This is a genomic window from Ruegeria sp. ANG-R (assembly GCF_000813985.1).
In the GTDB taxonomy this organism is placed as follows: domain Bacteria; phylum Pseudomonadota; class Alphaproteobacteria; order Rhodobacterales; family Rhodobacteraceae; genus Ruegeria.
This window is the reverse complement of sequence record NZ_JWLJ01000001.1, coordinates 987408-1012075: the sequence shown is the minus strand read 5'-3', so window position 1 is coordinate 1012075 and position 24668 is coordinate 987408. Positions and strand designations below refer to the sequence as shown.

The window sequence follows — 24668 nt, the reverse complement described above, 5'->3', positions numbered from 1 at the left end:
TCGTCATAACTCTTCTGTCACAGGGCCAGATCGTCGCGATGGATCAGAACCGCGCGGCCCGGATAGCCCAAGGTTGCCTCGATCTCCGAGGACCTGCGCCCTTTGATCGCGTCCGCCTCTTGCGCCGTATACCGGCTGAGCCCCTGTGCCAAAGGTCGCGCTGCAGGGTCCAGGATCGTAACCGGGTCACCGCGCCCGAATTCTCCGGTCACTTCGACGATCCCAACGGGCAGCAGGCTTTTACCGTTTGTCAGAGCGGTAACTGCACCGTCATCCACCATAATTTCCCCGCGCGGCTTCATGGCCGATATCCAGCGTTTCCGGGCGGCATGAGGATCAAGCGTTGCAGTGAACCAGGTGCTATTGGCGCCCTGCGCAAGCGTTTTCAATGGGTTCAGAGGCGATCCTTCGGTAATCGCCATGGCACATCCGGCAGCCGTTGCCATCTTGGCGGCCAACAGCTTGGTCTTCATGCCGCCTTTTGACAGCCCCGACCCCGCATCACCGGCCATGGCCTCAATCTCGGGCGTGATCCGTTCGATCACATCATAGCGCGTGGCGGTCGCATCTTCGGTCGGATTACCGGTGTAGAACCCGTCGACATCCGACAGCAGGATTAACTGATCCGCACCGACAGTCACCGCAATCTGTGCGGCGAGTCGATCATTGTCCCCATACCGGATTTCATCGGTCGCTACCGTATCGTTCTCGTTCACGATTGGCACGACGTCCAATCCCAGCAATGTCTCAAGCGTCGCGCGAGAGTTCAGATACCGCCGCCGGTCCGCGCTGTCCTCCAGCGTTACCAGAACCTGCGCGGTCTTGATATCATGCGGTGTCAGCGCCTCTTCATAGGCGCGGGCCAGGCGAATCTGGCCAACAGCGGCAGCAGCCTGAGATTGCTCGAGCGGCAAGGCCTGTATCGGCAGCCCGAGAACGCCGCGCCCAAGAGCGATCGAGCCCGAAGACACCAGAATGACATCCGTCCCCTGCCCCTTCAGCCAAGCCACATCCCGCGCCAGAGATTGCAACCATTCCGACCGCAATTCGCCAGTATTCCGATCCACCAACAGGGCAGACCCGATTTTGACCACCATGCGGCTGGCATCCGTCAGGGTTGCCAAGGCTCTGCCTCCTCGGTGGGTTTTTGCCGTAGACGGTTTTCATCAATCTGCGCCCGCAATGCACGCAGCACTTCGGTCACGCCGAGATGTGCCACGCCGGACATGGTCATGACAGGGCCGCCAACGGCCGCTTCCAGTTCGGCCTTCGCCAGTTCGCGTTCTTCATCGTCCAGCGCGTCGACTTTGTTCAGAACGGTGATGCGCGGCTTGTCCGCCAACTCACCACCATAGGCCTCGAGCTCGTGAATGATGGTGCGGTAATCTTCGGCGACGGTTTCGGACGTGCCGTCAACCAGATGCAGCAGAACGGCGCAGCGTTCGACATGACCGAGGAAGCGATCTCCGATCCCACGGCCTTCGTGTGCCCCTTCAATCAGGCCGGGAATGTCGGCGACAACGAATTCCACGTTATCGACGCCTACAACGCCCAGATTCGGGTGCAGAGTCGTGAACGGATAGTCGGCAATCTTGGGGCGAGCGTTCGATGTGGCTGCCAGGAATGTCGACTTGCCCGCATTGGGCATCCCCAAAAGACCTACATCCGCAATTAGTTTGAGCCGCAACCAAATTGTGCGATCAATCCCTGCCTGCCCTGGATTGGCGCGGCGAGGGGCCTGATTGGTGGCGGATTTGAAATGCAGGTTACCGAACCCGCCATTGCCGCCTTTGGCCAGCAGGACCCGCTGACCAACTTCTGTCAGGTCGCAAATTACGGTCTCTTCGTCTTCGTCCAGAATCTCGGTTCCGACGGGCACGCGTAGAATGATGTCATCACCATCCTTGCCGGTGCGCTGCTGACCGCGACCGGGCTGGCCGTTCTTGGCGAAGAAGTGCTGCTGATATCGGAAGTCGATCAGGGTGTTTAGTCCATCTACGACCTCGGCCCATACCGAACCGCCCTTACCGCCGTCCCCGCCATCGGGTCCGCCGTATTCGATGTACTTTTCGCGTCGGAAGCTGACGCAGCCGCCACCTCCGGCCCCGGACCGGATGTAGACCTTCGCAAGATCGAGAAATTTCATAGCTGTCCCCTACTGCAAAGGCCCCATCGGCCACAAGTCAGAGTTTCTTTGTATACGTCCAGGTGGGCACATTCGCATCGCGCGCCACCGAATAGGTTTCCGCATCGCCAAGATACTGGAACCCACAATGGGTCAGCACCCGGGCCGAGGCCGGATTGTCCTGAAACACGCTGGCGAACATCGTCGCGTTTTCCAGCGGGTTCGCATTGACAAGCGTTTCAACCGCAAGCGAAGCGATGCCCGTGTTCCAATACAGAGGCGCGACCCAATAGCCGACCTCGGATTGATTGCGATCCAGCCGTGTTAGTGAAATCAGGCCGATCAGCTCTGGCCCGCCATCTTTGGTGGCGTCCATGGCCCAGACATCCTCATCCCGGTCGTCGGCCATCGCGCGCGACACAAATGCCTCGATCGAGCCGGGCGGCAGCGGATGTGCAATCCGGGTGGTCATGCGTGCGACACGCTCATCGCCTGCATAGTGCTCGATAAGTCCCGTATCCGACCGGCGCAGGGGGCGCAGGTCGAACCGCTCGGTTTCAATGACCGGCTGATTTATTATTGCCTCAAGTTTCATACGCGTGCTCCTCCTCCGAACAACACAAAAAGTACGGACGCAACTGTCAAACTGGCTAACGTCCACATCAGATATTTTTCCGCAGGCCGACCTTCAACCGCATGGGCGATCCGATCTCCTGCAAAAGTCCAGATCGGGTGCAAGACGATCTGACAGATCAACAAACAGAGAGCGATCGTAAAAGTCGCCTCGAAACTGGGTGTCCCCGCGGCCACAAATCCGGTGAAGCCTGCGATAATCATCGCCCAGGCCTTGGGATTAAGCGGGTGTACAATTAACCCCGCCAGAAAACCGGGCACTTGCTTGTCCGTTTGACCACGAGAAAGCCGCAGATTGGCGATTTTCCACGCAAGCCAGCAAATATAGGCGGCCGAAGCATACTTAAGCGCCTCGAACGCCAGCGGCGCCTGATCGGCCACCTGCATTAGTCCGAAACCAACCGGCCAGATGATCAACTGCTTGCCCAGAATGACCCCGCCCACAAAGGGCAGCGCCGCGCGAAACCCATAGCGCGCACCTGTTCCCAGCAGGACCATGTTGGCTGGTCCCGGCGTGCCAACCTGCGAGGCGGCAAAAATCAGGAAACTGGTGGTTGCGACTGTCATCGGTCTTGGTGATCACGACTGCGTTAAAACGAGAAAGGGGACCGGCACTTTGTGCCGGTCCCCCATGAATTTTTCTTAAACCTTCTGGGTTTCGGCTTACTCTGCGGCCTCCGCCACTGGCAGGACCGAAATAAAGGTGCGGTTTTTGAGACCCTTGTGGAACTTCACGGCGCCATCGGTGGTTGCAAAGATGGTATGGTCTTTGCCCATGCCTACGCCTTCGCCCGGCCAGAACTTAGTGCCGCGCTGACGTACGATGATGTTGCCTGCGATGGCTGCTTGGCCACCATACAGTTTCACGCCAAGGCGGCGACCCGCTGAGTCGCGACCGTTACGGGAGGAACCGCCAGCTTTTTTATGTGCCATTCTCTCTCTCCTTAGCCTTGAGCCAGCTCTTTGGCTTGCTCAACCCATTCGGGTTTCACTTTGACGGTGTCGATAGCAGCAATCTGCTCATCCGACAAGGCGGCCAGAGCGGCAAAGCTCTCGATACCGGCCTCAACCAGCTTTTTGGCAGCGGCGGGGCCGACACCGTTCAGCTTGGTCAGATCATCAGCCGTAGCCGCAGCGGCGGGTGCCTCTGCTTTGGCTTCAGCTTTCTTGGCAGGCTTTGCAGCAGGTGCCGCTTCGCCAGCCGGAGCGGAACCGGTTGCAGCTTTGATGCCAGACTTGTCAGCGCCCGACGACAGGATGTCGGTGATTTTGACCAGAGTCAGTTTCTGACGGTGGCCAACGGTACGCTTCGAGCTGTGCTTACGACGGCGCTTGACGAACTTGATGACCTTGTCACCTTTGATCTGTTCGATCACTTCGGCCTGTACGCCTGCGCCTTCAACGAAAGGTGCACCAACAACCGGAGCGTCGCCGCCCAGCATCAGAACATCGTTGAATTGAACTTTTTCACCTGCGTCGGCAGCCAGTTTTTCAACGCGGAGCACGTCGCCCGCCTGAACCTTGTACTGCTTGCCGCCAGTCTTGAGGACCGCAAACATGCGTCTTTCCTTTGTCTAACCGCGTTCTGTGGTCCCCGGTTGGGTGTTAATGGCCTCAGCCACCTCGAACAGCGCGCCCTTTTCGGGCAGTGTGAATGACCCTTGGCGCATTGCCATCAGGTCAAAGAATAACGATACCCGGCGCGGAAAACCGGCCGGGATGCGCGCTTATCCAAGCATTGAAGTGGAAAGTCAACCTAAAAACCCGCGCTAGAGGTCCGAGGCCCTCATGGCTTGTGCAACAGCTTGCCCAAGCTGAAATGAAATGCTGTCGAGCATCTCGTTAAAACCTTCAAATAGAGCGGTATTCAGTGCGCGACCGGCATCTGTGCGCGAAAAGGCAATGTTCTCGCGCATCTGCGCCTCATTCAAAGGCTGATAGGCCAATAGGAGAAATGAATACATCCATTCGGTTGTCTCTGCCTTGGTGCGCTCATGCTGAGACAGCAACTCCTCCAGCACAGATGCTTCGTCCAACAACCCGCCTTGTCCCGAGGAAAGGCCGCGATAAAAGCTGTAATCTGCGCTCATGGTGCCCTGAACGTTCTGCTCGATCAGATCATTGACCTGAACATATTCATCCACCAGCCGAAAAAACATGTCGTCGCGATCGGCCTGCCGGTAGGCGGTTCGGGCCATTTCCTCGATCGCATCATCGGAAATCGCACGACGGGCTGAGTTTTCCAGAGAAACGATGCTTTGTCCCAGATCGCTTTCGAAAAAGATCGACGCTTGTTCCAACTGCGTCAAGGTCATCATGCGCCCCACCGACTGCGACAGCTGCTGGCGCATGGCCTCCGGGTCATACAAATCCGCAACCTGTGCCTGAAAATACGCCCCTCCCGAGCCACCCAGCATCGACTCGTTCATCGCGAGCCCCTGCGCTACCCCCTCTTCGCTGAGAATCTCCATGAAATCCGACAGGTGCATTGCCTGCATCAGCCGATCCGCATGTTCACTGGCCGCCAGCGGCACGGCCCAGATTATCAGGAGGGCTGCAGCGGCCAGAGCACGCATCAGATATCCTGTGCCGGGCGCAGCTCCGACATACGTGCCGCCAGCACTTCAAAACGCATGGCCATGATCTCGTATTGGATGGCGTTCAACAGCTCGTAAACTTCCTGCATCAGGGGCTGTTCCAGTGCCTCGACATAGGCGTTCACATCTTCATCCGAAAAATTCTGATAGGTATACGCCGAACCCGCCAATGCAGACAGTTGCAGCGACCGCCGCATATCACCCTCGTTATGACGCATCATTTCACGCAATTCATCTCCGTTGAGCTGAAGATCAATGATGCCTGACGCGCTCGCCGCCAGCAAAAAACGCACCTGAATCTCCTGCAACGCACGCAGCGAGGTGCCACTTGCATCAACGGCACGGTTCATCCGTTTCAGGCTTTCAACGCGAGAGGACCCGTCCTTGATGAGCCCCGAAATGATCTCCTGCCCGGCGAGTTGCTTGGCATCGTCATCATCATCCATGTGGGCCGCGTTTTCGGCGACAACCAATCTTTGCCCAAGATCCGAAGCATAGAAGGTCACCGCATGTGTCAACGCCTCGTCGCTGAGCGTCTGTTCCAGGATCGACACCGCCGTTTCGTGCATGAGTTCGGTATCAAACACCTCTCCTGTCAGCCTAGCCCAATCCGACCCAAAACCGTCCGGATCGATTCCCAGCATCTGCGGCGCCGAAGCGGAAGCCTGTGCAATGCTCTCCAGGGCGACGTCAAACCCGGTTGTGGTAAGAAACGCCTCAATCTGATCCCGACTGGCGGCTTGCGAAGACGATGCCAAGCCTCCCAGTGCCAAAAGCGGAAGAACAAGGCTGACTGCGAACTGTCGAATATAGTAGGTCATGCATATTAGCCTAGGCGATTTCTTACGGCAGGCAATGGAAAATCCAGGGATCGCCGAAATCCGGAATTTTCTGCTTGCACCCCTGCCCGTTCACCACTAAATCCCCCCCTCACAGACCCCCGCGGAGAGGTGCCGGAGTGGTCGAACGGGGCGGTCTCGAAAACCGTTGTGGGTGCAAGCCCACCCAGGGTTCGAATCCCTGTCTCTCCGCCATTAGAACTTGTTAACTATTGGTTTTAATTGATTTTTTTGTTCGTGCGAGGCGAATGTCCCCCAATTAATCCGCCCTAACGCAACTGTGTGGAGTGCATCCACTTAAGCGGTAGCGATGTGCGAACAGATTGCGATAACTGGGGGATAGAAGAATTACCTTACAGCTTTGAACTGAGAAATTTCTTGGCTTTGATCACGTAATGTGTTTAGCGCTGCTTTGGATAGGTTGAGTCAAAAGGCGTAGATATGGTTTTGAAAATTTTTCAAAAGAAGTCACCGGCAACCTCTGTGGAAAAGCCGCCAGAAGGGACACACGCCGTAGAGAGGCCAAAAGTCATCTCGCTATCCGACCCATTGGTAGAACGAGTGACTTGCAATGCTCAAGCTAGTAGTGAAAAAAGCGAACTTGCTGGCAGCGAAAGAGCTTCTGTAGCCTGCAATGAAACGGAGCTTTTGGCTCAGATTTCCGCCCGGATCGAGCGCGCTAAGTCGATCAGTATGGACGAGAAAACGTGCCTAGAAGCAATTACCTTCAATCAGCCCGTATCTCAGGAAAGAGTGCTAGAAAGCTTAAGAACATTTGGACTAGCGATTTTCCCTTCGGTATATGATGCAGATCGGTTGTCTCGGATAGCTCAAGAATATGATGATCTGGTCGAGAACGGATACTGCGCATGGCGCAACTTCGGTAGCACCGGGACAGAGGCGAAATATTATGCGGCCCCGCTCTCGTCCTCTTCGTGTTAAGCAATGGGCAAATTGGGCTGCTAAACTGTGAGAACTGCAATGACAGTTTGGTTCTGCCTCACCTGACAGCGGTGTGAATTTGATCCACTATCGAAAAGAAATAGACGGATTACGGGCAGTTGCCGTTGTCTCCGTCATTTTGTACCACGCAAAGTTGGAGCTCTTTGACCGACCGCTCTTTGGCGGCGGCTTCTTTGGAGTGGATATATTCTTCGTGATCAGCGGCTATCTGATCTCAAAGATTCTTTTCATTGAACTTCAAGAAAACGGGCGGATTGACCTTGCAGCCTTCTATGCTCGGCGGGCTCGCAGGATTTTACCTGCGTTAATAGCTGTTAGTATAGCCACGTTGTGCATTAGCTGGTTTTTTCTTCTACCTGCCGACTATGTGGATTTAAGTTCAAGTGTCTTAGCGACTTTCCTATTCATTTCGAATTTTTTCTTCTATTTCGAAACTACGGAGTACGGAGCCGATGACGCGCTTCTGGAACCGTTCCTCCACACTTGGAGTTTGGCTGTTGAAGAACAGTTTTATCTTGTTTTTCCATTGCTACTTCTTGCTCTGTTTCTATGGCAACGTAAGCTACTTTTTGCTTGGCTAATTGGGCTTTTAATCGCCAGTTTTGTCTCGGCGATCTACTTTACAAGAACTGATCCAGACCTAAGTTTTTTTCTTCCATTCACCAGAGGTTGGGAACTTCTGGCGGGTTCGATTGTGGCTTATAGTGAAAAACTGAATTTTTTACGTAAACTAAGATTTCAAACAAAATGGTATGATGCTTTCGCCGCCTTGGGAGCAGGGATGATCATTTTGCCGCTCTTTTTAGTCCATTCGATTGCTCAACATCCAGGCTTTATCACTGTCTCGTCGGTGATGGGCACATCCTTGATTTTAGCATTTGGTTCGGAGCGCGGTATTTTAGGACGGTTGATGTCATCACGCCCCGCGATTGCAATAGGTCTAATTAGTTATTCTCTCTATCTGTGGCATTTCCCGGTGTTTTCTTTCGGGCGAATGCTCAGCGGTCAGCAGGACCTATTGGATAAGTTAGTTTGGGTCGCCATTACGATTGTATTCTCTATTTTGAGCTATCGGTATGTTGAAAAACCGTTTAGAAATCGCGATCTCATTCCCCGTCGTGCCTTTGCATTATGTCTCAGTTTTAGCCTTGCGTTAGTGCTGAGCTTTAGCGCTATGACGGTCTATTTTGGAGGTTTTGCATTTCGTGTACCTCAAGCTTTGAGGCCCTATGCAGGAGAAGTTGGCTACCGAACACTAGAGAATGATGGCAAACGATGCCATAACCACCCTAAAGACGTTTGCACTTTTGATATTGACCCGAGTGAGCCCGTGTCTGTGATGATTGTTGGAGACAGTCATGCAGATAGCTTATCGAGCGATCTTTATAACAAGCTTTTGTCTCGCGACATCGGAAAATTCATTCAAATCACCACTAGTGGCTGTCCAATAATACTTGGATTTTCCATTAAGGGGCGAAAAACATGTACCTTTGAGCGTGTTCAAGAACGTCTTCAAACCGTTGAGGATATGGGAAGAAGAGAGCGTTTAATCGTGATATATTTTGCCCGGACACCCGTGTATCTATCCGGAGTTCGTTACGACGGCGGACCCGGTAGAATCGAAGCAGGGCCACCTTTTAAGCATGTTATCTCGGGTAGCCGTGAACAGAATCTCACTCGTACGTTGGACCGCATTTCGCAGGTCTCTGAGTTGATAATTGTCTATCCGATGCCAGAGTTGGGCGTTCATGCGCAGCGATATTTTTTAGACCGAATTCGTCCTGTGTTCCCCGGAAAACTGGAGCGCGTAATGGAGAACGAACCGCTAAAAGTATCCGAGCAAATGTTTCGGGAACGAGCGGCCAAGTCGTTCGAGGTACTGGATCAGATCTCTATTCCAGATGAGCAGAGAATCTACCCCCATGAGTTTCTTTGTAAGTATAAGTTGGAGGGATGGTGCTACGCCCATGACAGCAAGCAACTATTTTATACTGATAGTAACCACCCAAATTGGATATTGGCCGACCAAATAAATAACAGAATTGTTGATCAAATCGACAAGATAATTTCGGTGGGCTCAGCTACTAATTAGTCTCGCAACTATTAGGGTCAGGACACATAGTCAGTAAATGACGGTTGCCGCAAGAGCGATGGCTGAGAGGAAGACCTTTGGACATCTGTCGTATCGCGTTGCTACCCGTCGCCAGTCTTTGAGCCTGCCGAACATGATCTCAATGCGGTTGCGTCGTTTGTACCGGCGCTTGCCGTACCTTACGCTTGTCTTGCGTTGCTTGCGACCTGGGATGCAGGGCCGTATCCCTTTGTCTTTCAACACTTCTCTGAACCAATCGATGTCATAGCCACGATCTCCAAGCAGCCAATCGAGATCCGGCAGGCTGCTCAGCAATGCCCGCGCGCCGATGTAATTGCTAACCTGACCGGCGGTCACAAACAGGTTCAGAGGGCGGCACTCGCTGTCGCAGATGGCGTGCAGCTTGGTGTTTATGCCGCCTTTCGTGCGCCCGATCAGGCGTCCACGTCCCCGTTTTTCACCGCGAGGCTGGATGCCGTGCGATGCGCTTTGTGATAGGTGGCGTTGATCATGACGGTCTTTGTCTCGACATGCTCGGCAGCCAGACCGACCATCCTCTGCGCGAAGATGCCCTTGTCGCTCCAGCGCTTCCAGCGGTTGTACAGGGTCATGTACGTACCATAGGCATTTGGCGCGTCACGCCAACGTAAGTCATTGCGATTGATGAAGATAATCCCGCTCAATACGCGCCCGCCATCAGCGCGAGGTTTGCCGTGGGACTTCGGGAAAAAAGGCTCAAAACACGCCATTTGCGCATCCGCCAGCCAGAAAAGATCAGACATGTTCACCGCTCGTTTTTGAACCGTGAATCATGCCGCCTAGCGGAATTCAATGGGTCCTGAGCCTAGAAAGGTTCATGTTTTCTTGCGGTTGACAAAACCGACACAACCGACAAAACCTGCTCGAGCATGAGTTCTGTCAGTTCTGTCAGTTTTGTCGGTTTTGTCGGTTTTGTCATTGGGCAAGTCACTGTGGTGCCTGGTGGATCACCGGATTGACGATGTAGAGCCGTGACCGCCGCCCACCTGCTGCGCCTGATGGTTGCTCTACCAATCGGATAATATCGCCTTCTTCCAGCGCCTTGAGAGCTGGGTTTAATTCTCCTGCAGTTGCCAATCCCGACCGATCCAGCCGTAAGACCTCGCGTGATGTGAAGCGCTCCCAGGCTTGCTCCCGAATTAATGCCGCCAACCGCCGTGCAGCCCGTTCGGTTTTGGATAGCGACGCACCTGCATAAGCGCGCTGCGCCATCGGCAACGCGTAGGACGTGACAAACAACGCTGCCCGCTCAAAATCGGCTGCCGTGATCTGATGCGTCTCGTCTTCGATCCCTGTTGCCCAATCCAGGTAAGACAGCAGCAGGGCAAGCCGAATAGTCATGCCAGGGAGCTTACCTATATACGAGAGCAACAATCCGTCTGCTTTTGCCTCCAAGTCCCTTACATAGCTACGTAACGTATCGAGGTGGTCGCGGGCTTCTTCAGTGAAAGGGATGAGCCAAGGCCGCGTGACGTCAAATTCGTCCGTTACCATAACTAAGGATAGGAGTCTGGTGAGCGCACGTTCTATGAACGCATCATCAGGAATGGATCGTGGACGCTGTATCGGAACGGGGTCGGGCCAAATCGGTGTGAACCGCGCCAACAAGCCATCATCGTCAGAATTGATCAGCAACCCGTTCAATTTGTCCGGCTGGATTCCACCAACCACGCCAATGGACAGCCGGTCTATGTATACGGGATCACGCCCCATACGTTCGACCGTATAGGCGCGACCGCCATAAGCTTCGAGCCAGAAAGGTCGATCTGATCCGCCGCCGGAATAGCGTGTCATGCCTTGCAGCCAACCGGCCAACTCATCCCGTGCCGCCAAAGTGCCGCGCGCCTGCTTTTCCAGGATCACGGCTAGGCGTTCTACGGTGCCGTCAGCTACGCAGAGACGCGGTAGGAACGGTTCTTGACCAGGATTGGCCGCGTCGGGCCGCTCCGGCGGTGTGGACCCGTCTTTGATCGCGGCCTTGGTTGCTTCTTTCCACGTGCTTTCCGCAATCTTGGCGACCTCTGCCGCCTCGCGCCATTGAGCGAGTTCGCCTTCGGACGTCTTGCGGAGTTCCTGCTCAGTCTTCCGCAGCGGGGTTAGAACCGCATCCAAACCAGGAGATTTGCCGCTGGATGGCAGGCCAATTGCCATCGTCCACAGAATTGGGGGCTCCGACCAGCCTGCCCAGGGAGACACCCAACGGGTGTTTCCAATCAATGATCCGGCGACTGCCAACAGGGCGGCCACAATGTAATCCGTTGGTGATGACTTGGCTTCAGCCGCGACGGTGATCCATTGCGCCCATTTTGGTCCAAAGACCTCCTCCAAGGGCAGCCTGGGCGCAGCGGCGCGTTCATCCCGCAAGAACCGCGAAGCCGGTTCCGGCCAATCCGGCGCAAAACTCTCTTCTTTTGGATGGATCGTCATTGCGCTTTTGCCTTCCCCGTCAGTACGTCGTTCCAGTCATAGCCATCAGGGGCAGGCAGCAATGAGATACGCCAACCCAAGGCATAGGCACGATGTGCCAGCACTTGCCCGGCTTCCCGGCCAACGGCGTCGCCATCGGGCGCAATCACCAATTCGCCGGGATGATCTGGCAGGTGCAGGGATTTTATTCCGCTGGCGCTCAGCGCCGCCCAAACTTCTATGGGTCCGTCCATCAGACCGGAGAGCAGCGACAGCCCGGTTTCGATGCCTTCTGCGACCACCAGCCTACCCGGGGTATGGGTAAGCCGAACCGCACCGCCTTTTGTCGCCCCGAGCATAGCCTTACCCGGGGTATACTCGGATTTGCCCATGCCGTTTTGGCTTAGGTAGGTTCGGTGTACGGCATACGATCCACTACCTGCCACATTGCCGACAAGCGCTGGGAGCCTTCTGGCCGCCGGATGCCAGCAATCGCCGTGAAAGCGAAGGCTTGCGGGAAGCTCGCAGGTAATACCCCGTTTGCGTAGATAGGTTTCCGCCAGTGTGTCTTGTATCGGCTTGGTTTCCCGCCAGAGATTGCTTGCAATTTCTGCACGGCGTTGGTTGTCGCGGCGCTCGTTATCACGATGCCTGTTGGCCTCGTCGCTAGCGACTGACGAGCCTATGCTGCTGCCCACAAATCCCATGCCTTTTATTGCATCCAGGACGCTCACAAAGCTGCAACCGGCATGGCAGGTCAGCAAAAGCTGACCAGAATGCCCGTTGGCGATGCTCAAGCTGGGTGAGCGGTCGTCATGTGCGGGGCAGCAAGCCGTACCTGAACGACCGGTCCAACGTCCACCGAGGGCGCGTGTGATGGTTTCGGCATCCACTAATTCCAGCCTCCCGCTTTAAAAGTGTCCGGGAGCGCTGCGAGTTCGGGCGATGAGACGCCCAGAAACCTGTGCTGGAACCGCAAAAGGGCGTTTCGGGTGGTGCAGTAGCCCAAGTTGCGCCACCGCGCTCCAGCACAGGTTCTAACCGTTACGCGCTGCTGAAAGAGCCATTGAAGGTCATCTTTGCAAACCGCGACGCGATAGCGACCGAGGGTAAACAAAACGCGTTTGTAGTGCGCCGATGTTTCGTGATGCTCTGTCATGGATCACGCCGCCTCGTTTGAGCGGCTTTCCAGCCAGGTCAAAACATCAGACTGTCGCCAGCCTACAGCGCGCTTCCCAAGTTTGATCGGCTTTGGGAACGTTCCGTCTGCAATCATGGCGTAGATGGTAGATCGGGAAAGACCCACCAGGGATTCCACGTCTGGTCTGCGATAGATTTTGTCTTGCATTTCAATGTGCCTCTTCGAGCGTCGCGCCATTTCTTTTGACGCGAACCGTTGTCGGCAGTATCGAGGACGTCAGGGATTGCTCTAATTCCTAACTTTCCGTCGGTTCCGGTGTTGGCGCATCGGGGCCGACACGAAGCGCTAACTGCCAGTAAGCGCCGCGTAAGTCCGAATAAGCACAGCAAAATACACCTGCCAACATGTCCCCGGAGAGGTTGCAAAACCTATTTATTACAGCGTCTTGTATGGCGATCTGGGGGACTAGGTAGGAAATTCATGGAAAATGCAGGTTTTTTGGACGGAAATCCTAAGCAACTGATATTGCGTTATTCTTTTTTCAAGAATTTTTCCCAAGCAACCATCATCTTACGGCGGCGCTCCAAGGCATCGGTTCTGCGGTAGGCGCGCACAACCATGCTGTCCACACTATGCGCAAGTGCCAGTTCTGCCATTTCGTGCGGGACACCCGCCTCGGCAGCCCAATCCCGGAAAGTAGACCGCAGTCCATGCGGAACGGCAGGTGAACCACTTTTGGCGTCAAGGTAGCCCGCACCACCTTTGTCCAGGTCGGCTTTGTGCATTTTCCGCATGACGGAGGACAGAGCCATATCTGACAACATGCCTCCCTTGGCTCCAAAGAACACATAGGGCGAACCCTCCAACCGCGGCAGCTTTTGTAGCAACGCAATCATAGAGGCGGTTAGTGGAACGCGGTGCTGCCGCCGTGCCTTCATACGCGCTGCCGGTATGGTCCAGTGTCCCGCTTCAAAGTCCACTTCATCCCAGGTCATGCCCCGTATCTCGCCAGAGCGCGACGCGGTGAGGGCCGCAAATTGCAATGCCTTGATCGACATACCATCCCGGATTGCCAGATCGTTCCACCAGCGTCCGGTATCCTTCTGCGCCAGTGCGGGGTGATGTTTGACAGTTCTAATTTTGCTGGGTTTGGGCAGAACTTCGGACAAGTTGCCGTTCCACCGGGCCGGATTATCTCCAAAGCGCAACTCGTTCACCGTTGCCCAGGACAAGACCTTTTCAATGCGTCCGCGCAATCTGCTGGCAGTTTCGGTCTTCTCTTCCCAGATCGGTTTGAGAACCGTCACGATATCCGTCACGTCGATTGTTTCCACGGCCCTGTGTCCGATTATCGGAATTGCATATGTGTCCAGAGTCGAACGCCATTGCTTCTTGTGCTTTTCGTCGTCGAATTCCGCGAGCTTGGCCTCCAGGTACTTTTCGACAACGCTGGCGAAATCCGTATCCATTTTGGCTTTGCGTTTCTCAGCCAAGGGGTCATTGCCCATGTGAGCCTTGCGCTTGTTGTCTACCACTTGTTCCCGCGCCATCGACAGCGTGACCAGAGGAAAGTTCCCAAGGCCGATCTCGCGGCGCTTGCCAGAGATCATGATCCGTTGCACCCAATACTTGCGGCCATCTTTGTCTATTCTTAGAAACAGGCCATAGCGGTTGCTGTCGAAGTATTTCCCTGGCTTGGTGATGTTTTTGACAAAGGTTGCTGTCAGGGGTTTGCCTGCTGCCATGATGCTGCGTATTCCGTATTATTGTCCGTCATTCTATCCCTCATTTGATGCTGGATCTCACCGGAAATCGCAAGACCAATTTGGATGCTAAAGCGGAAAATAACAGTTTATAATAATGAGCTTATGAGAAAGCAGTAGAATTCCTCGGATCATAGAATGGCTGCCTGTCTCTCCGCCACATACTTATTGTCCCACTAGTGCTGCTTTAATCTCCCTCGGTTACAACGTTGACCGGCGACGGCATGAATTTGCCACCGTCCGCCATGCCAATCAGCGCAGTGTGGCTCAAACCCGGAATGTGCTGCAAATTCACGGGTTTTCCCCTTGGCGTTGGCATAGTTTCATCCCATCTCGGCGACACATCATTTGAAGGAGACACTCAATGTCGCGTCTATTACTTATCGTAGCCATCGCCGTCATCGGAGCTGGCGCTTATTATTTTTCGACAAAACCAGATCCGACGCCAGCCGAGCAGTTGCAATCGGCTGCAGAAGATGCCTCTGACGCGGTGGGTGAAGCCGCATCGGCCGTACAGGAGGCCGCCAGCGACGCTGTTGATGCTGCGACCGATCAAGCGTCCGAAGCAGCGTCTTCGCTGACCGAACAAGCAAGCGAAGCCGCATCGTCGGTTTCTGAACAGGCAAGTGACGCCGCCGCTTCGTTGACCGAGCAGGCCGGTGATGCCGCTTCTGACGCCGGAGAGCAGCTTGCTGCACTTGCGGGGCAAGGACAGGAATTGTTCAACTCCTGGGTGCAGGAAGGGATGCTGACCGCGCAGAACTTCGACTATGACGCCATTGTCACGTCGGTTCAGGATAGTTCGCTGACGCAGAGCATCAAAACTCAGGCGCTTGGTATTCTCGATGAAATCAAGGCCTCGCCCGAACTGATCGTGGAAAAGATGCAGGAACTGCGCAATCTGTTGACGCAGCAATAAGAAACTCAGAACCAGCCTTAACGGGCTGGTTCTCTCAATTTGGCCACGGCGCGCGGCGCGCGTTACGGCAGCGGCCGATGGGGCCCACATATTTCATTTGCTTACACAGGCGTAGTTTGGTCTGAATATTAAGACCGTTTGTCAGATAGTTAAATTGTATCTATCGCGGCGCTGTGCTGAACTTTATATTAAAAAGGAAACGTATGATGACCACCTTGCCCGACAGCATGTTTGCGGTTGTTCAAAGGCATGATGGGTATTCCGGTGAGGCGACGGGGCCCGTGCTGGAAAACGCCTCGGACTGGTTGGCCGAGGCGGAATTGCCTCTCCCAACGCCCGGGCCGGGTCAGGTGTTGATCCGTTTGCGCACCGCCTCGGTCAACCCATCTGATATTCATTTCATCAAGGGAGAATATGGTCAGCCCCGGGTCAAAGGCGCGGCTGCGGGTTTCGAAGGTTGCGGAGACGTAGTGGCCACCGGAGCCGGAGCCGAAGCACTGCAAGATCAACGTGTGACATTTGTTGCCGCTGGTTCTGGCGCCTGGGCCGAGTATGTGGTGACGCAGGCACAGATGTGCATCCCGTTGCGGCCCGAAATTTCGGACGAGGATGGCGCTGCACAGATCGTAAATCCACTGACTGCCATGGCGATGGTGGATATCGCGCGGAATGAGGGCGAGGCTTTTGTCGTTTCTGCTGCAACCAGTCAGCTGGGTAAGCTGATGTGCAGCCTCGGGCGGGATCTTGGCCTAAAGCCGATTGCGTTGGTGCGCCGCGCTGAAACGGTAGATATGTTGAAGGACCTGGGCGCGGCAGAAGTGATCGTGACCAGCGACCCCGAAGCCACTACGCAGTTCGCGGACATAGGCAGAGACTTGAAACCCCGTGTTTTCCTTGACGCCGTGGCGGATCAGCTTTCAGAACAGGTGTTCTTCGCGATGCCAAACGGTGCGCGCTGGATCTGTTACGGCAAGCTCAGCACCGAGTTGCCGAAGCTGACGCAAATGGGCCAACTGATCTTCATGAGCAAACGGATCGAAGGGTTCTGGCTGACCCGTTGGATGATGGACACCCCCCCTGCAGACCAGATGCGTGTCGTTGCCGAGGTTCAGGCCCGTTTTGCCGATGGCCGATGGAAAACCGATGTTTCTGCGCGGCTTGCCCTGCGGGACGTGCTGTCAAATCTGGCCGATGCGCTAAAAAAGAGTGACGGCAAGGTGATCATCACGCCATAGTAGAACGAAGCGCCGGACAAAACCGGTTGAGGGAGGGTGAGATTGGATAACGCACAGCTGCTGATCAGCGGGCTGGCGAATGGCTGCGTCTACGGCCTGATCGCACTTGGCTTTGTTCTTATCTACAAGGCGACCGAGGCGGTGAATTTCGCTCAGGGTGATTTCATGATGCTGGGTGCGTTTGTTACTATCGGCCTTACGAATACTGAATATATGGGTCTGCCCTTCTGGATGGCGCTACCGATCTCACTGGGGATCATGGGAGCGCTGGGGTATCTGGTCGACCGACTGATCATCCGTCGCCTGTTTGGCGAAAGCCAAACCGCGGTTGTGATCCTGACCATCGCCTTGGGCTTTGTGATCCGGTTTGCCGCCGGTCTGATCTGGGGGCACGAGCCACAAACGCTGCAGAACCCATTGGCTGGTAAGGAAATCCGGTTCGGCGGTCTGGTGCTGGGGATGGAGGACGTGGCTGTTATCGTCGTCACCGTCCTGCTGACCTGGGGTCTATATGTGTTCTTCAGCAAGACCAAGCTGGGGCTCGCCATGCAAGGTGCGTCTCAGAATCAGTTGGCAGCCTATTACATGGGCATCCCGGTCAAACGCGTTCAGGGTTTTATCTGGGCCTTGGCCGGAGTGGTCGCCGGGATCGCCGGGATATTGTTTGCGGCCAAAGGCTCGGTCGATCCCACAACCGGTCTTCTGGGGATCAAGGCATTTGCCGCAGCAGTGATCGGCGGGTTCGGCAGCCTGCCCGGCGCATTGGCTGGCGGGCTGATCGTCGGTGTGATTGAGCCCTTCGCCAGCCGCTATATCGCCGCAGGTTACAGCCAGATTGCGCCTTATGCGCTGTTGCTGGCGGTTCTGATCTTTCGACCGCACGGGCTGTTCAGCCAGGTGCGGGTCAAAAAGGTCTGATCGTTATGCGGGTTGCTTTCAAAACAAACTATATGCAGGACATTCGCCCGTGGAAGGATGTCTATCAGCTTGGCCTCTATCTGGTTCTTTTGGCCGTCGTGGCTGCTGCGCCGTGGTGGCTGGATGACTTCTATTTAGGGGAGCTAACCAACGTTCTGATCTGGGCTATCGCGGGTTTGGGCTTGATGATCCTGACCGGCCATACCGGACAGGCCAGCCTTGGCCATGCCGCCTTTCTGGCCGTTGGGTGCTATGCCAATGTTATCCTGATCGAGGCTGGTGTACCCTTTCTCATCGCTTTCCCCTTGGCGGGTCTGCTGACCGGCATCGTCGGAGCAACCGTCGCCATCCCTGCCCTGCGCCTGCACGGCATCTATCTTGCGATCTTCACCCTGGCTCTGTCCATCCTGATGGACGACATCATCGTTTTGGCCGAACCCATCACCGGAGGTGTCGCGGGTAAATATCTGGGTGGTGTCGAGATCTTTGGATATCTGGTCGATCGTTGGGCCACCCCGGCCCCGTTCTTCTGGCTGGTGCTGGCCGTCGCCGTTGTCGTGACACTGGGCTATATCAACCTATTGCGCGCGCCCTTGGGTCGCAGCTTCATCGCCGTACGTGACTCTGAGGTCTCAGCGCAGGCGATGGGCGTGGATATAGCGCGCACCAAAACGATTTCATTTGCGCTGTCTTGCGCGGTCACCGGACTAGCAGGCGCATTAATGGGGATGTTCTCCGGAGCGTTCAATAACGAGACATTCAGCGTCGTAATCTCTATCCAATTGCTGATAATGATCGTGATCGGCGGACTGGGCTCAATCCATGGCGCGTTTCTTGGGGCAATCGTGATTGGTTTTCTGCCGCAGTTTCTATCGATCTCAAAGGAATACGCAGCCGCCCTGTTCGGCGGTAATACGGTCGCTATTCCGGGGCTTGAGTTTGGCATATTCGGTATGATCTTGATCGCGTTCATCCTGTTTGAACCGATGGGCCTCTATGGCCGATGGTTGAAAATCCGGACGTGGTTCGAGCTGTTCCCGTTCTACCGAAAGGACATGTTCAAACGGCAAAAGTCCTATCTCAAGACGGAGCGTCTGAGATGAGTCTGCTGGAGTTCGAAAACGTCACCCTGAAATTCGGCGGCCTGACCGCGGTGGATGACCTGTCATTCGATGTGCAAGAGGGCGAAGTGTTCGCCATCGTCGGCCCGAACGGCGCAGGCAAATCAACGGTCTTCAACCTGATTTCGCGCTTCTACGATCCCTTCGCCGGGGCGATCCGGTTTGACGGGCATGATCTGCTGCGTGTCAAACCCTCGGCCGTTGCCGCATATGGAGTTGCGCGAACGTTCCAGAATATTGAACTGTTCGAACACGCGACCGTTTTGCAGAACCTTCTGGTCGGGCGACATCGGCACCGCAAAACCAATCTGATCTCGGAAATTCTATTTACGCCCACCGCGCGCAGGCAGGAGATCGAAAACCGTGAAAAGGTAGAAGAGATCATCGACTTTCTCGATCTACAGGCTTTCCGCGACAAGATGATCTCAGGCCTGCCGTATGGTGTGCGCAAAGTGGTCGAGGTCGCCCGCGCGCTGGCCACTGACCCGAAACTCCTGCTACTGGACGAACCCGCCTCGGGCCTGTCAGTTGAAGAGACCACCGATATGCGCTGGTGGATCGATGATATCCGGCGGCAGATGGGGATCACCGTGCTGATGGTGGAACATGACATGGGACTGGTCTCGGGCGTTTCCGACCGGGTGCTGGCGATAGCGGACGGAGCGAAACTTGCGCTAGGAACCCCAGTTGAGGTTCAATCGCATCCAGCCGTGGTCGAGGCTTATCTGGGGAAAGCCTCATGAATGAGCCAATTCTCAGAATCCGCAATATCGAAAGCTTCTATGGCCCGATCATGGCCATTCGCGGTGTATCGCTGGACGTGCATCCAGGGCAGATCGTCTCGATCCTTGGTGCCAATGGTGCAGGCAAGACGACACTAATGAAAACTGTCTCGGGCGTGATGGACCCCGAGAAAGGTACGATCACGTTCGACGGCCAGCAGATACAGGGATCAGAACCTCATAAGGTGGTGCAGAAAGGTATTGTGCATGTCCCCGAGGGGCGTGAGGTCTTTCCCTTGCTGACCGTAGACGAGAACCTCAGCCTCGGGGCTTATACACTGTCAGACAAAGGTCAGATCGACCATGATCGTGATCTGGTCTTCTCCTACTTCCCCGTGCTGAAGGAGCGCCGCACTCAAGAAGCCGGAACCCTGTCCGGCGGGCAGCAACAGATGTTGGCGATCGGGCGTGGTCTCATGGCCAACCCCAGAATAATGTTGCTGGATGAGCCATCGCTTGGCCTGTCGCCTTTGTTGGTGCAAGAGATTTTCAGTATCCTCAAACGCCTCAATGACGAACAGAACATGACGATGATGTTGGTCGAACAGAACGCCAACGCTGCGCTGGAACTCGCGCATCATGGCTATGTCATGGAGATCGGCCGGATCGTCATGGACGGTGCCGCCGATGTATTGCTGCAATCCGAGGATATCCAGAACTTCTATCTAGGCGTTCAGGAAGAAGGCGCGCGGGAGAACCGCCGCTGGAAGCGCAAGAAGACGTGGAGGTGAGCCGGATGGACGCAAGCCCCCTGCCCCCTTGGACCACGATCAACGGCGTTGAGTTCAATTCCACCCCTGGCCAGCGCCCGCTTCGCGTTGATGGCTGCATCACAATTTGCCAGTTGTTCCAAAAGCGCTGTGCTGAGCTCGGTGCCCGCACGGCGCATCGCGAAAAAGACCTCGGCATCTGGAAATCCTATTCCTGGGCCGACTACTGGCAACACGCCAAACGGATCGGGCTGGCTCTGCGCAAGCTGGGTTTACGGCGTGGTGAGGTTGTCTCGATCCTGTCCGAGGACCGCAAGGAATGGGCCTGGTTCGATATGGGCATCCAATGCGTCGGAGGGATTGCTTCCGGCGTCTACACCACGGATTCGGCCAGCCAGTTGAAATACCTGATCAATGACAGTGACAGCCGGTTCCTGATCGTCGAGGACGAAGAACAACTGGATAAGTTCCTTGAGGTCGAAACCGATCTGCCCGCGTTGGTAAAGGTCATCATTCTGGAAAACGAAGGGTTACACGATCTCGATCATCCCCGCTGCATGATGATTGAAGATCTATATCGACTGGGTGCGCAGGCGGAAGCTGATGAACCCGGAGCCTTTGAGGCCGAAATCGCCCTGTGCACACCCCAGGACACCGCTCTGCTTGTCTATACGTCCGGCACAACCGGAAACCCCAAGGGCGCGATGCTGAGCAATGAAAACATCTTGGCGGCTATCGAGGCCGGGGCACATTCCCTGCCCGCCCTGAGTTCGGATGAACAACTGTGTTTTCTTCCGCTTTGCCACATCCTCGAACGCGACGTGTCGATTTATTACCCTTTGGCGGCAAAGTGCACCGTGAACTTCGCCGAAAGCCTTGAGACCGTGTTCGCCAATCTGCAAGAAGTCTCACCTGCAACATTCACCGCCGTGCCCCGGGTTTGGGAAAAAATCTATTCTCAGGTTCTGTTCATGGCAAAAGAAGCGACGCCCATTGGCCGTTTCGCATTCGCTCGGGCCCTGAAGGCAGGTATGGCTCGCGCTGAGTGCATCCTTGCCGACAAACCTGTGCCTGCCCTCATCGCCCTACGGTTCATGCTATGGGATCGGCTGGTATTCCGTAACTTGCGCCGAATGCTGGGTATGGACAGACTGCGCCGAGGCGGCTCTGGCGCGGCTCCGATCTCGCCCGATCTGCTTAAGTGGTTCTGGGCCATTGGTGTGCCGGTTGTCGAGGGGTTCGGGATGACTGAAACATCCGGTATCGCTACGCTGAACACACTCGAAGCCAACAAAGTTGGCACCATTGGCAGACCCGTCGCGGGAAACGATCTGCGCATCTCTGATGACGGGGAAATTCAGGTCAAAGGGCTGAACGTCTTCCAGGGGTATTGGCGCAACAACGCCAAAACCGCCGAGACGTTCACCGCCGATGGCTGGCTGCGCACCGGTGACATGGGGCATATCGACAGCGATGGTTTTGTTACGATCACCGGCAGGACAAAGGACATCATCATCACCGCCGGAGGCAAAAATATCTCTCCTGCCGAAATCGAAAGCGCTTTGAAATTCAGCCAGTACATATCGGATGCGGTTATAATCGGGGATCGGCGGAGATACCTGACGGCGCTGATCATGATCGATCAGGAAAACGTTGAAAAATTCGCTCAGGACCGCAAGATTCCTTTCTCTGACTTTGCTTCACTTTGCACAGCACCGGACATCACCGGGCTTATTGAAAGGGAAATCGCCACCGTAAACAAAGAATTCGCGCGTGTGGAGCAGATCAGAGACTTCCGTCTGATCGACGTTATACTGACGGCCGAGGACGATGAACTTACCGCCACAATGAAGCTAAAGCGCGGACTGGTGGAAAAGAAACACGCACATCTCATTGAAGACATGTACAATTAATCATGGGGCAACCCGAACTGGGAGGAGAGCTATGAGGAACCTGATCCAAGGGATGGCTGCGGCCACAGCCTTTATTGCAGCTTCAACGATGTGCTGGGCACAGACGCAAGGTGTAACTGATGATGAGATCGTCATCGGCTCGGTCAACGACCTGAGCGGGATTTTTGCGGCTGTTGGCGTTCCGGCCACCAAGGGCGCCAATGTGGTCTTCGACCGGGTAAATGCCGAGGGCGGCATCCATGGTCGCAAGATCCGGTACGTTGTCGAAGATAACGGCTACCAGATGCCTCGTGCGATGCAGGGTTACAACAAGCTGCTGAATCGCGACAAGGTATTTGCGATGCTGCAATCATTAGGTACACCGATGAACCTGGCAGGGTTCAAACTGCTGGACCCGAAGGGCATTCCCAACGTCGCGCCTTTGACTGCTGCGCGTCAGATGCTGCAAGAACCGATGGGCAACAAGTTCACATCGTTCTCCACTTATTATGACCAAAGTCGCGTTGGGGTGAAGTATTTGGCCGACCAGTTTGGCTCGCAAGCTGTTTGCACAATGTACCTCCCTACCGATTTCGGCGAAGAGATTTTGGAAGGCAGCAAAGCTGGCGCAGAAGAAGCCGGGATATCCTTTGTGTCCGAGACGACGCATAAGCCGGACGAGACCGACTTTGTTGGATCTCTGAGTAAGTTAAAGGATCAAGGGTGTGACATCGTCACGATCGCCCTTGGAGTGCGTCAGGCAATCACCGTCGTTGGCACTGCCAAGAAGATGGGGCTGGAGGATATGAAGTTCCTCGGTACATCAGCCAGCTTCCTGACGGTTGTCGCACAGGTGCCGGGCGGTGTCACAGATGGATTCTACGCCGCTGCGTCCTGGCTGGATCTGTGGGCACGTGCCGAAGACCCCGCCCCAGCCGCCTTTATCGCCGAGTACAAAGCCGCCACCGGGGAAGATCCGGTTGGTTTTGCGATGTTGGGGTATTCTGCCGCAGAGATGATGGTCAAGGCACTCGAAGCCGCGGGCCCCGACTTGACGCACGAAAGCTTTATCGCCGCCATGGAAACTCTCGACTATCAGGATGAATTGGTGGGCAACCATATTACCTACGGGCCTGACGATCATCAGGGAGCCGATACGGTTTTTGTCAACGTTGTGGAAAATGGGGCCTGGAATCTGGTCTACGAAGAATAACAAAGGCGATATGCCAACAAGAAAGGGCTCGCAAAAGCGAGCCCTTTGGGTTTTGTGATCTGACCATCTTTATTTCACAAATGGCGGTGCGAATTCGTCGCATGAAACCAGCGTGATAGCCGGGATACATGAGCAGTTGATCTCCGACGAATTACAAGATCAGGAACTGGCCTTCGTATGAGGATCTTTCCAGCGATATACAATTGAGAAATAGGCAAAAAAGTTGTCGCTGTTATGGTCATGCGGTGGGCGGTTTCAAGCGGCTTCTCTCATCTTCGCTTCGAAGTACTTTAAACACCAGCATCAGAATGAGCATACATGCGAACAAGCCGGTGACATCGCCAATAAAGTAGCCAACCAAGGTGTCTGTGCTGTGGTTGAACGCCCAACCCATACCAAAGGTGTTTATCATTGAGGCAATACCCCCTGCGATCATAACGTCGCGCCAGTTCGCTGCACGATTTGCCGTTACCCGTAAGTCCATCCCAGCTTTTGCCAAGGCCCAGAAAGTCACTGTTGCACAAACGATTCCTGAAAACGCGCCTGCCAGCCCAACCAACGTAAATCCGCTTGCGCCGAAGTTGATCCAGTGCGTCAGCAAGGCCGCGGGGGCAATTAATGGGATCGCTTTCCAGCCCATTAACCACGCAGAAAGTATGCGGACACCGTGAGGGAGGAAGAGAAGGCTGGCATAAGGGGCTAGTTCTGGCGTGTATTGAGCTTGCAGAGGAAGCAGCAAGTATATGGAGATTCCAAAAGCAAGTAGCTGCGCAAGCGATATGATCAAAAAGGGAGCGAGCAAGTTTTCGTTGCGAAGCATACTCTGTTTCTTACCTGCTCAGTTTGTCTGACAAGATGTATGCAGAGCGCTTTCTCCCATCTGTGTGTTGTAAGTACCCTGTATCAACAAGGTCCTTTAGCGCGCGAAAAAAGGCACTGCGAGATACGCCGTCCAACAACTCATGCTGTCTGATGTCTTCCGTACCAACTGTGCGCGATGTTTCTGACAGGAGCGTGGCGGCGTAGACTATATTTCTCTGCACGGTACTTAAATTATCAATACCTAAGTCACGCTCCATGCCCATCAGTAAGCGCTTAAGTTGAGCTATTTTCTCAATACCTGTCATACTCTGCGTGGTTCTGGAAGTTCTGTTGCATTCAAAGTTTAGGCTTGACTGTTTTACACAACAAGTCCCATTTTGGGATTTAAGTGACCCGCGATTACGCTGCGGAGTCGCCAAGAAGAAACGTCTTTAGATCGCTAAGGAGTAGATCAGCTT

General features: G+C 54.9%; 24 protein-coding genes and 1 tRNA gene. 11 read left to right on the top strand and 14 right to left on the bottom strand.

Annotated elements, in window-relative coordinates; all coding sequences use genetic code 11:
- Window positions 1–17: 17 nt before the first annotated feature.
- The 8 genes from proB to RA27_RS05035 all read right to left on the bottom strand — a co-directional run bounded on the left by proB (window position 18) and on the right by RA27_RS05035 (window position 6176).
- Window positions 18–1124, bottom strand: coding sequence for a glutamate 5-kinase (proB, locus tag RA27_RS05070; RefSeq protein WP_039535517.1), 1107 nt, complete (start codon window positions 1122–1124; stop codon window positions 18–20).
- Window positions 1112–2146 carry a GTPase ObgE gene (gene obgE / locus RA27_RS05065; protein ID WP_039535516.1) on the bottom strand — a complete coding sequence of 345 codons (1035 nt, stop codon included), beginning with the start codon at window positions 2144–2146 and terminating at the stop codon, window positions 1112–1114. Before obgE ends, proB begins: the two co-directional genes overlap by 13 nt.
- 37 nt (window positions 2147–2183) lie before the next feature.
- Window positions 2184–2720, bottom strand: a complete 537-nt coding sequence (locus tag RA27_RS05060; RefSeq protein ID WP_039535514.1) for a GNAT family N-acetyltransferase — start codon at window positions 2718–2720, stop codon at window positions 2184–2186.
- Window positions 2717–3325, bottom strand: a complete 609-nt coding sequence (locus tag RA27_RS05055) for a LysE family translocator (RefSeq protein WP_039535513.1) — start codon at window positions 3323–3325, stop codon at window positions 2717–2719. Before RA27_RS05055 ends, RA27_RS05060 begins: the two co-directional genes overlap by 4 nt.
- 96 nt (window positions 3326–3421) lie before the next feature.
- Window positions 3422–3691, bottom strand: coding sequence for a 50S ribosomal protein L27 (gene rpmA / locus RA27_RS05050; RefSeq protein WP_039535512.1), 270 nt, complete (start codon window positions 3689–3691; stop codon window positions 3422–3424).
- Window positions 3692–3702: 11 nt separating this feature from the next.
- Window positions 3703–4317, bottom strand: coding sequence for a 50S ribosomal protein L21 (locus RA27_RS05045; RefSeq protein WP_039535511.1), 615 nt, complete (start codon window positions 4315–4317; stop codon window positions 3703–3705).
- A 210-nt stretch (window positions 4318–4527) separates the two neighbouring features.
- Entirely contained in the window at window positions 4528–5334 is an 807-nt protein-coding gene (locus tag RA27_RS05040) for a DUF2059 domain-containing protein (RefSeq protein ID WP_039535509.1), read from the bottom strand.
- On the bottom strand, window positions 5334–6176 hold the full coding sequence (locus RA27_RS05035; RefSeq protein WP_039535508.1) for a DUF2059 domain-containing protein: 843 nt from the start codon (window positions 6174–6176) through the stop codon (window positions 5334–5336). The genes RA27_RS05040 and RA27_RS05035 overlap by 1 nt, the downstream gene beginning before the upstream one ends.
- Window positions 6177–6299: 123 nt before the next feature.
- On the opposite strand from RA27_RS05035, the gene RA27_RS05030 reads away from it, so the two are divergent.
- The 3 genes from RA27_RS05030 to RA27_RS05020 all read left to right on the top strand — a co-directional run bounded on the left by RA27_RS05030 (window position 6300) and on the right by RA27_RS05020 (window position 9249).
- Window positions 6300–6389, top strand: a tRNA-Ser gene (locus RA27_RS05030).
- A 246-nt stretch (window positions 6390–6635) separates the two neighbouring features.
- A complete protein-coding gene (locus tag RA27_RS05025) occupies window positions 6636–7136 on the top strand; it encodes a hypothetical protein (protein ID WP_039535507.1) in 501 nt (166 codons plus the stop codon).
- A gap of 73 nt (window positions 7137–7209) precedes the next feature.
- On the top strand, window positions 7210–9249 hold the full coding sequence (locus RA27_RS05020) for an acyltransferase family protein (RefSeq protein WP_052265173.1): 2040 nt from the start codon (window positions 7210–7212) through the stop codon (window positions 9247–9249).
- Window positions 9250–9279: 30 nt separating this feature from the next.
- On the opposite strand, the gene RA27_RS23510 is transcribed toward RA27_RS05020, so the two are convergent.
- The 5 genes from RA27_RS23510 to RA27_RS04985 form a co-directional block, all read right to left on the bottom strand.
- A protein-coding gene (locus tag RA27_RS23510) for an IS5 family transposase (RefSeq protein ID WP_152610643.1) occupies window positions 9280–10031 on the bottom strand; the annotation gives its coding sequence in 2 pieces (ribosomal slippage) (window positions 9280–9701 and window positions 9701–10031; 753 coding nt in all).
- 184 nt (window positions 10032–10215) lie between these two features.
- Entirely contained in the window at window positions 10216–11715 is a 1500-nt protein-coding gene (locus RA27_RS05005; protein WP_052265172.1) for a DUF3987 domain-containing protein, read from the bottom strand.
- Window positions 11712–12587, bottom strand: coding sequence for a toprim domain-containing protein (locus RA27_RS05000; protein WP_039535498.1), 876 nt, complete (start codon window positions 12585–12587; stop codon window positions 11712–11714). The genes RA27_RS05005 and RA27_RS05000 overlap by 4 nt, the downstream gene beginning before the upstream one ends.
- Window positions 12588–12856: 269 nt before the next feature.
- Window positions 12857–13042, bottom strand: a complete 186-nt coding sequence (locus RA27_RS04990; RefSeq protein WP_082025026.1) for an AlpA family transcriptional regulator — start codon at window positions 13040–13042, stop codon at window positions 12857–12859.
- A gap of 323 nt (window positions 13043–13365) precedes the next feature.
- A complete protein-coding gene (locus tag RA27_RS04985) occupies window positions 13366–14580 on the bottom strand; it encodes a site-specific integrase (protein ID WP_052265171.1) in 1215 nt (404 codons plus the stop codon).
- Window positions 14581–14962: 382 nt separating this feature from the next.
- Here RA27_RS04985 and RA27_RS04980 point away from each other — a divergent pair, with 382 nt between their 5' ends.
- The 8 genes from RA27_RS04980 to RA27_RS04945 all read left to right on the top strand — a co-directional run bounded on the left by RA27_RS04980 (window position 14963) and on the right by RA27_RS04945 (window position 23388).
- Entirely contained in the window at window positions 14963–15517 is a 555-nt protein-coding gene (locus tag RA27_RS04980; RefSeq protein ID WP_039535493.1) for a hypothetical protein, read from the top strand.
- Between the two features lie 206 nt (window positions 15518–15723).
- Window positions 15724–16752, top strand: a complete 1029-nt coding sequence (locus tag RA27_RS04975) for a zinc-binding dehydrogenase (protein WP_039535491.1) — start codon at window positions 15724–15726, stop codon at window positions 16750–16752.
- Window positions 16753–16794: 42 nt separating this feature from the next.
- Complete coding sequence (locus tag RA27_RS04970; protein WP_039535489.1) at window positions 16795–17670, top strand: branched-chain amino acid ABC transporter permease; 876 nt, start codon at window positions 16795–16797, stop codon at window positions 17668–17670.
- 5 nt (window positions 17671–17675) lie between these two features.
- Window positions 17676–18773, top strand: coding sequence for a branched-chain amino acid ABC transporter permease (locus RA27_RS04965; protein ID WP_039535487.1), 1098 nt, complete (start codon window positions 17676–17678; stop codon window positions 18771–18773).
- Window positions 18770–19534, top strand: coding sequence for an ABC transporter ATP-binding protein (locus RA27_RS04960; protein WP_039535485.1), 765 nt, complete (start codon window positions 18770–18772; stop codon window positions 19532–19534). Before RA27_RS04965 ends, RA27_RS04960 begins: the two co-directional genes overlap by 4 nt.
- Window positions 19531–20304: an ABC transporter ATP-binding protein gene (locus RA27_RS04955; RefSeq protein WP_039535483.1), complete on the top strand. Its 774-nt coding sequence runs from the start codon at window positions 19531–19533 to the stop codon at window positions 20302–20304. The genes RA27_RS04960 and RA27_RS04955 overlap by 4 nt, the downstream gene beginning before the upstream one ends.
- Before the next feature lie 5 nt (window positions 20305–20309).
- On the top strand, window positions 20310–22196 hold the full coding sequence (locus tag RA27_RS04950; protein WP_039535478.1) for a long-chain fatty acid--CoA ligase: 1887 nt from the start codon (window positions 20310–20312) through the stop codon (window positions 22194–22196).
- Window positions 22197–22227: 31 nt separating this feature from the next.
- The gene (locus RA27_RS04945) at window positions 22228–23388 is read left to right on the top strand and encodes an ABC transporter substrate-binding protein (RefSeq protein ID WP_039535477.1); all 1161 of its coding nucleotides are present in this window, start codon (window positions 22228–22230) and stop codon (window positions 23386–23388) included.
- Between the two features lie 238 nt (window positions 23389–23626).
- On the opposite strand, the gene RA27_RS04940 is transcribed toward RA27_RS04945, so the two are convergent.
- Entirely contained in the window at window positions 23627–24208 is a 582-nt protein-coding gene (locus tag RA27_RS04940; protein WP_052265169.1) for a hypothetical protein, read from the bottom strand.
- Window positions 24209–24668 lie beyond the last annotated feature (460 nt).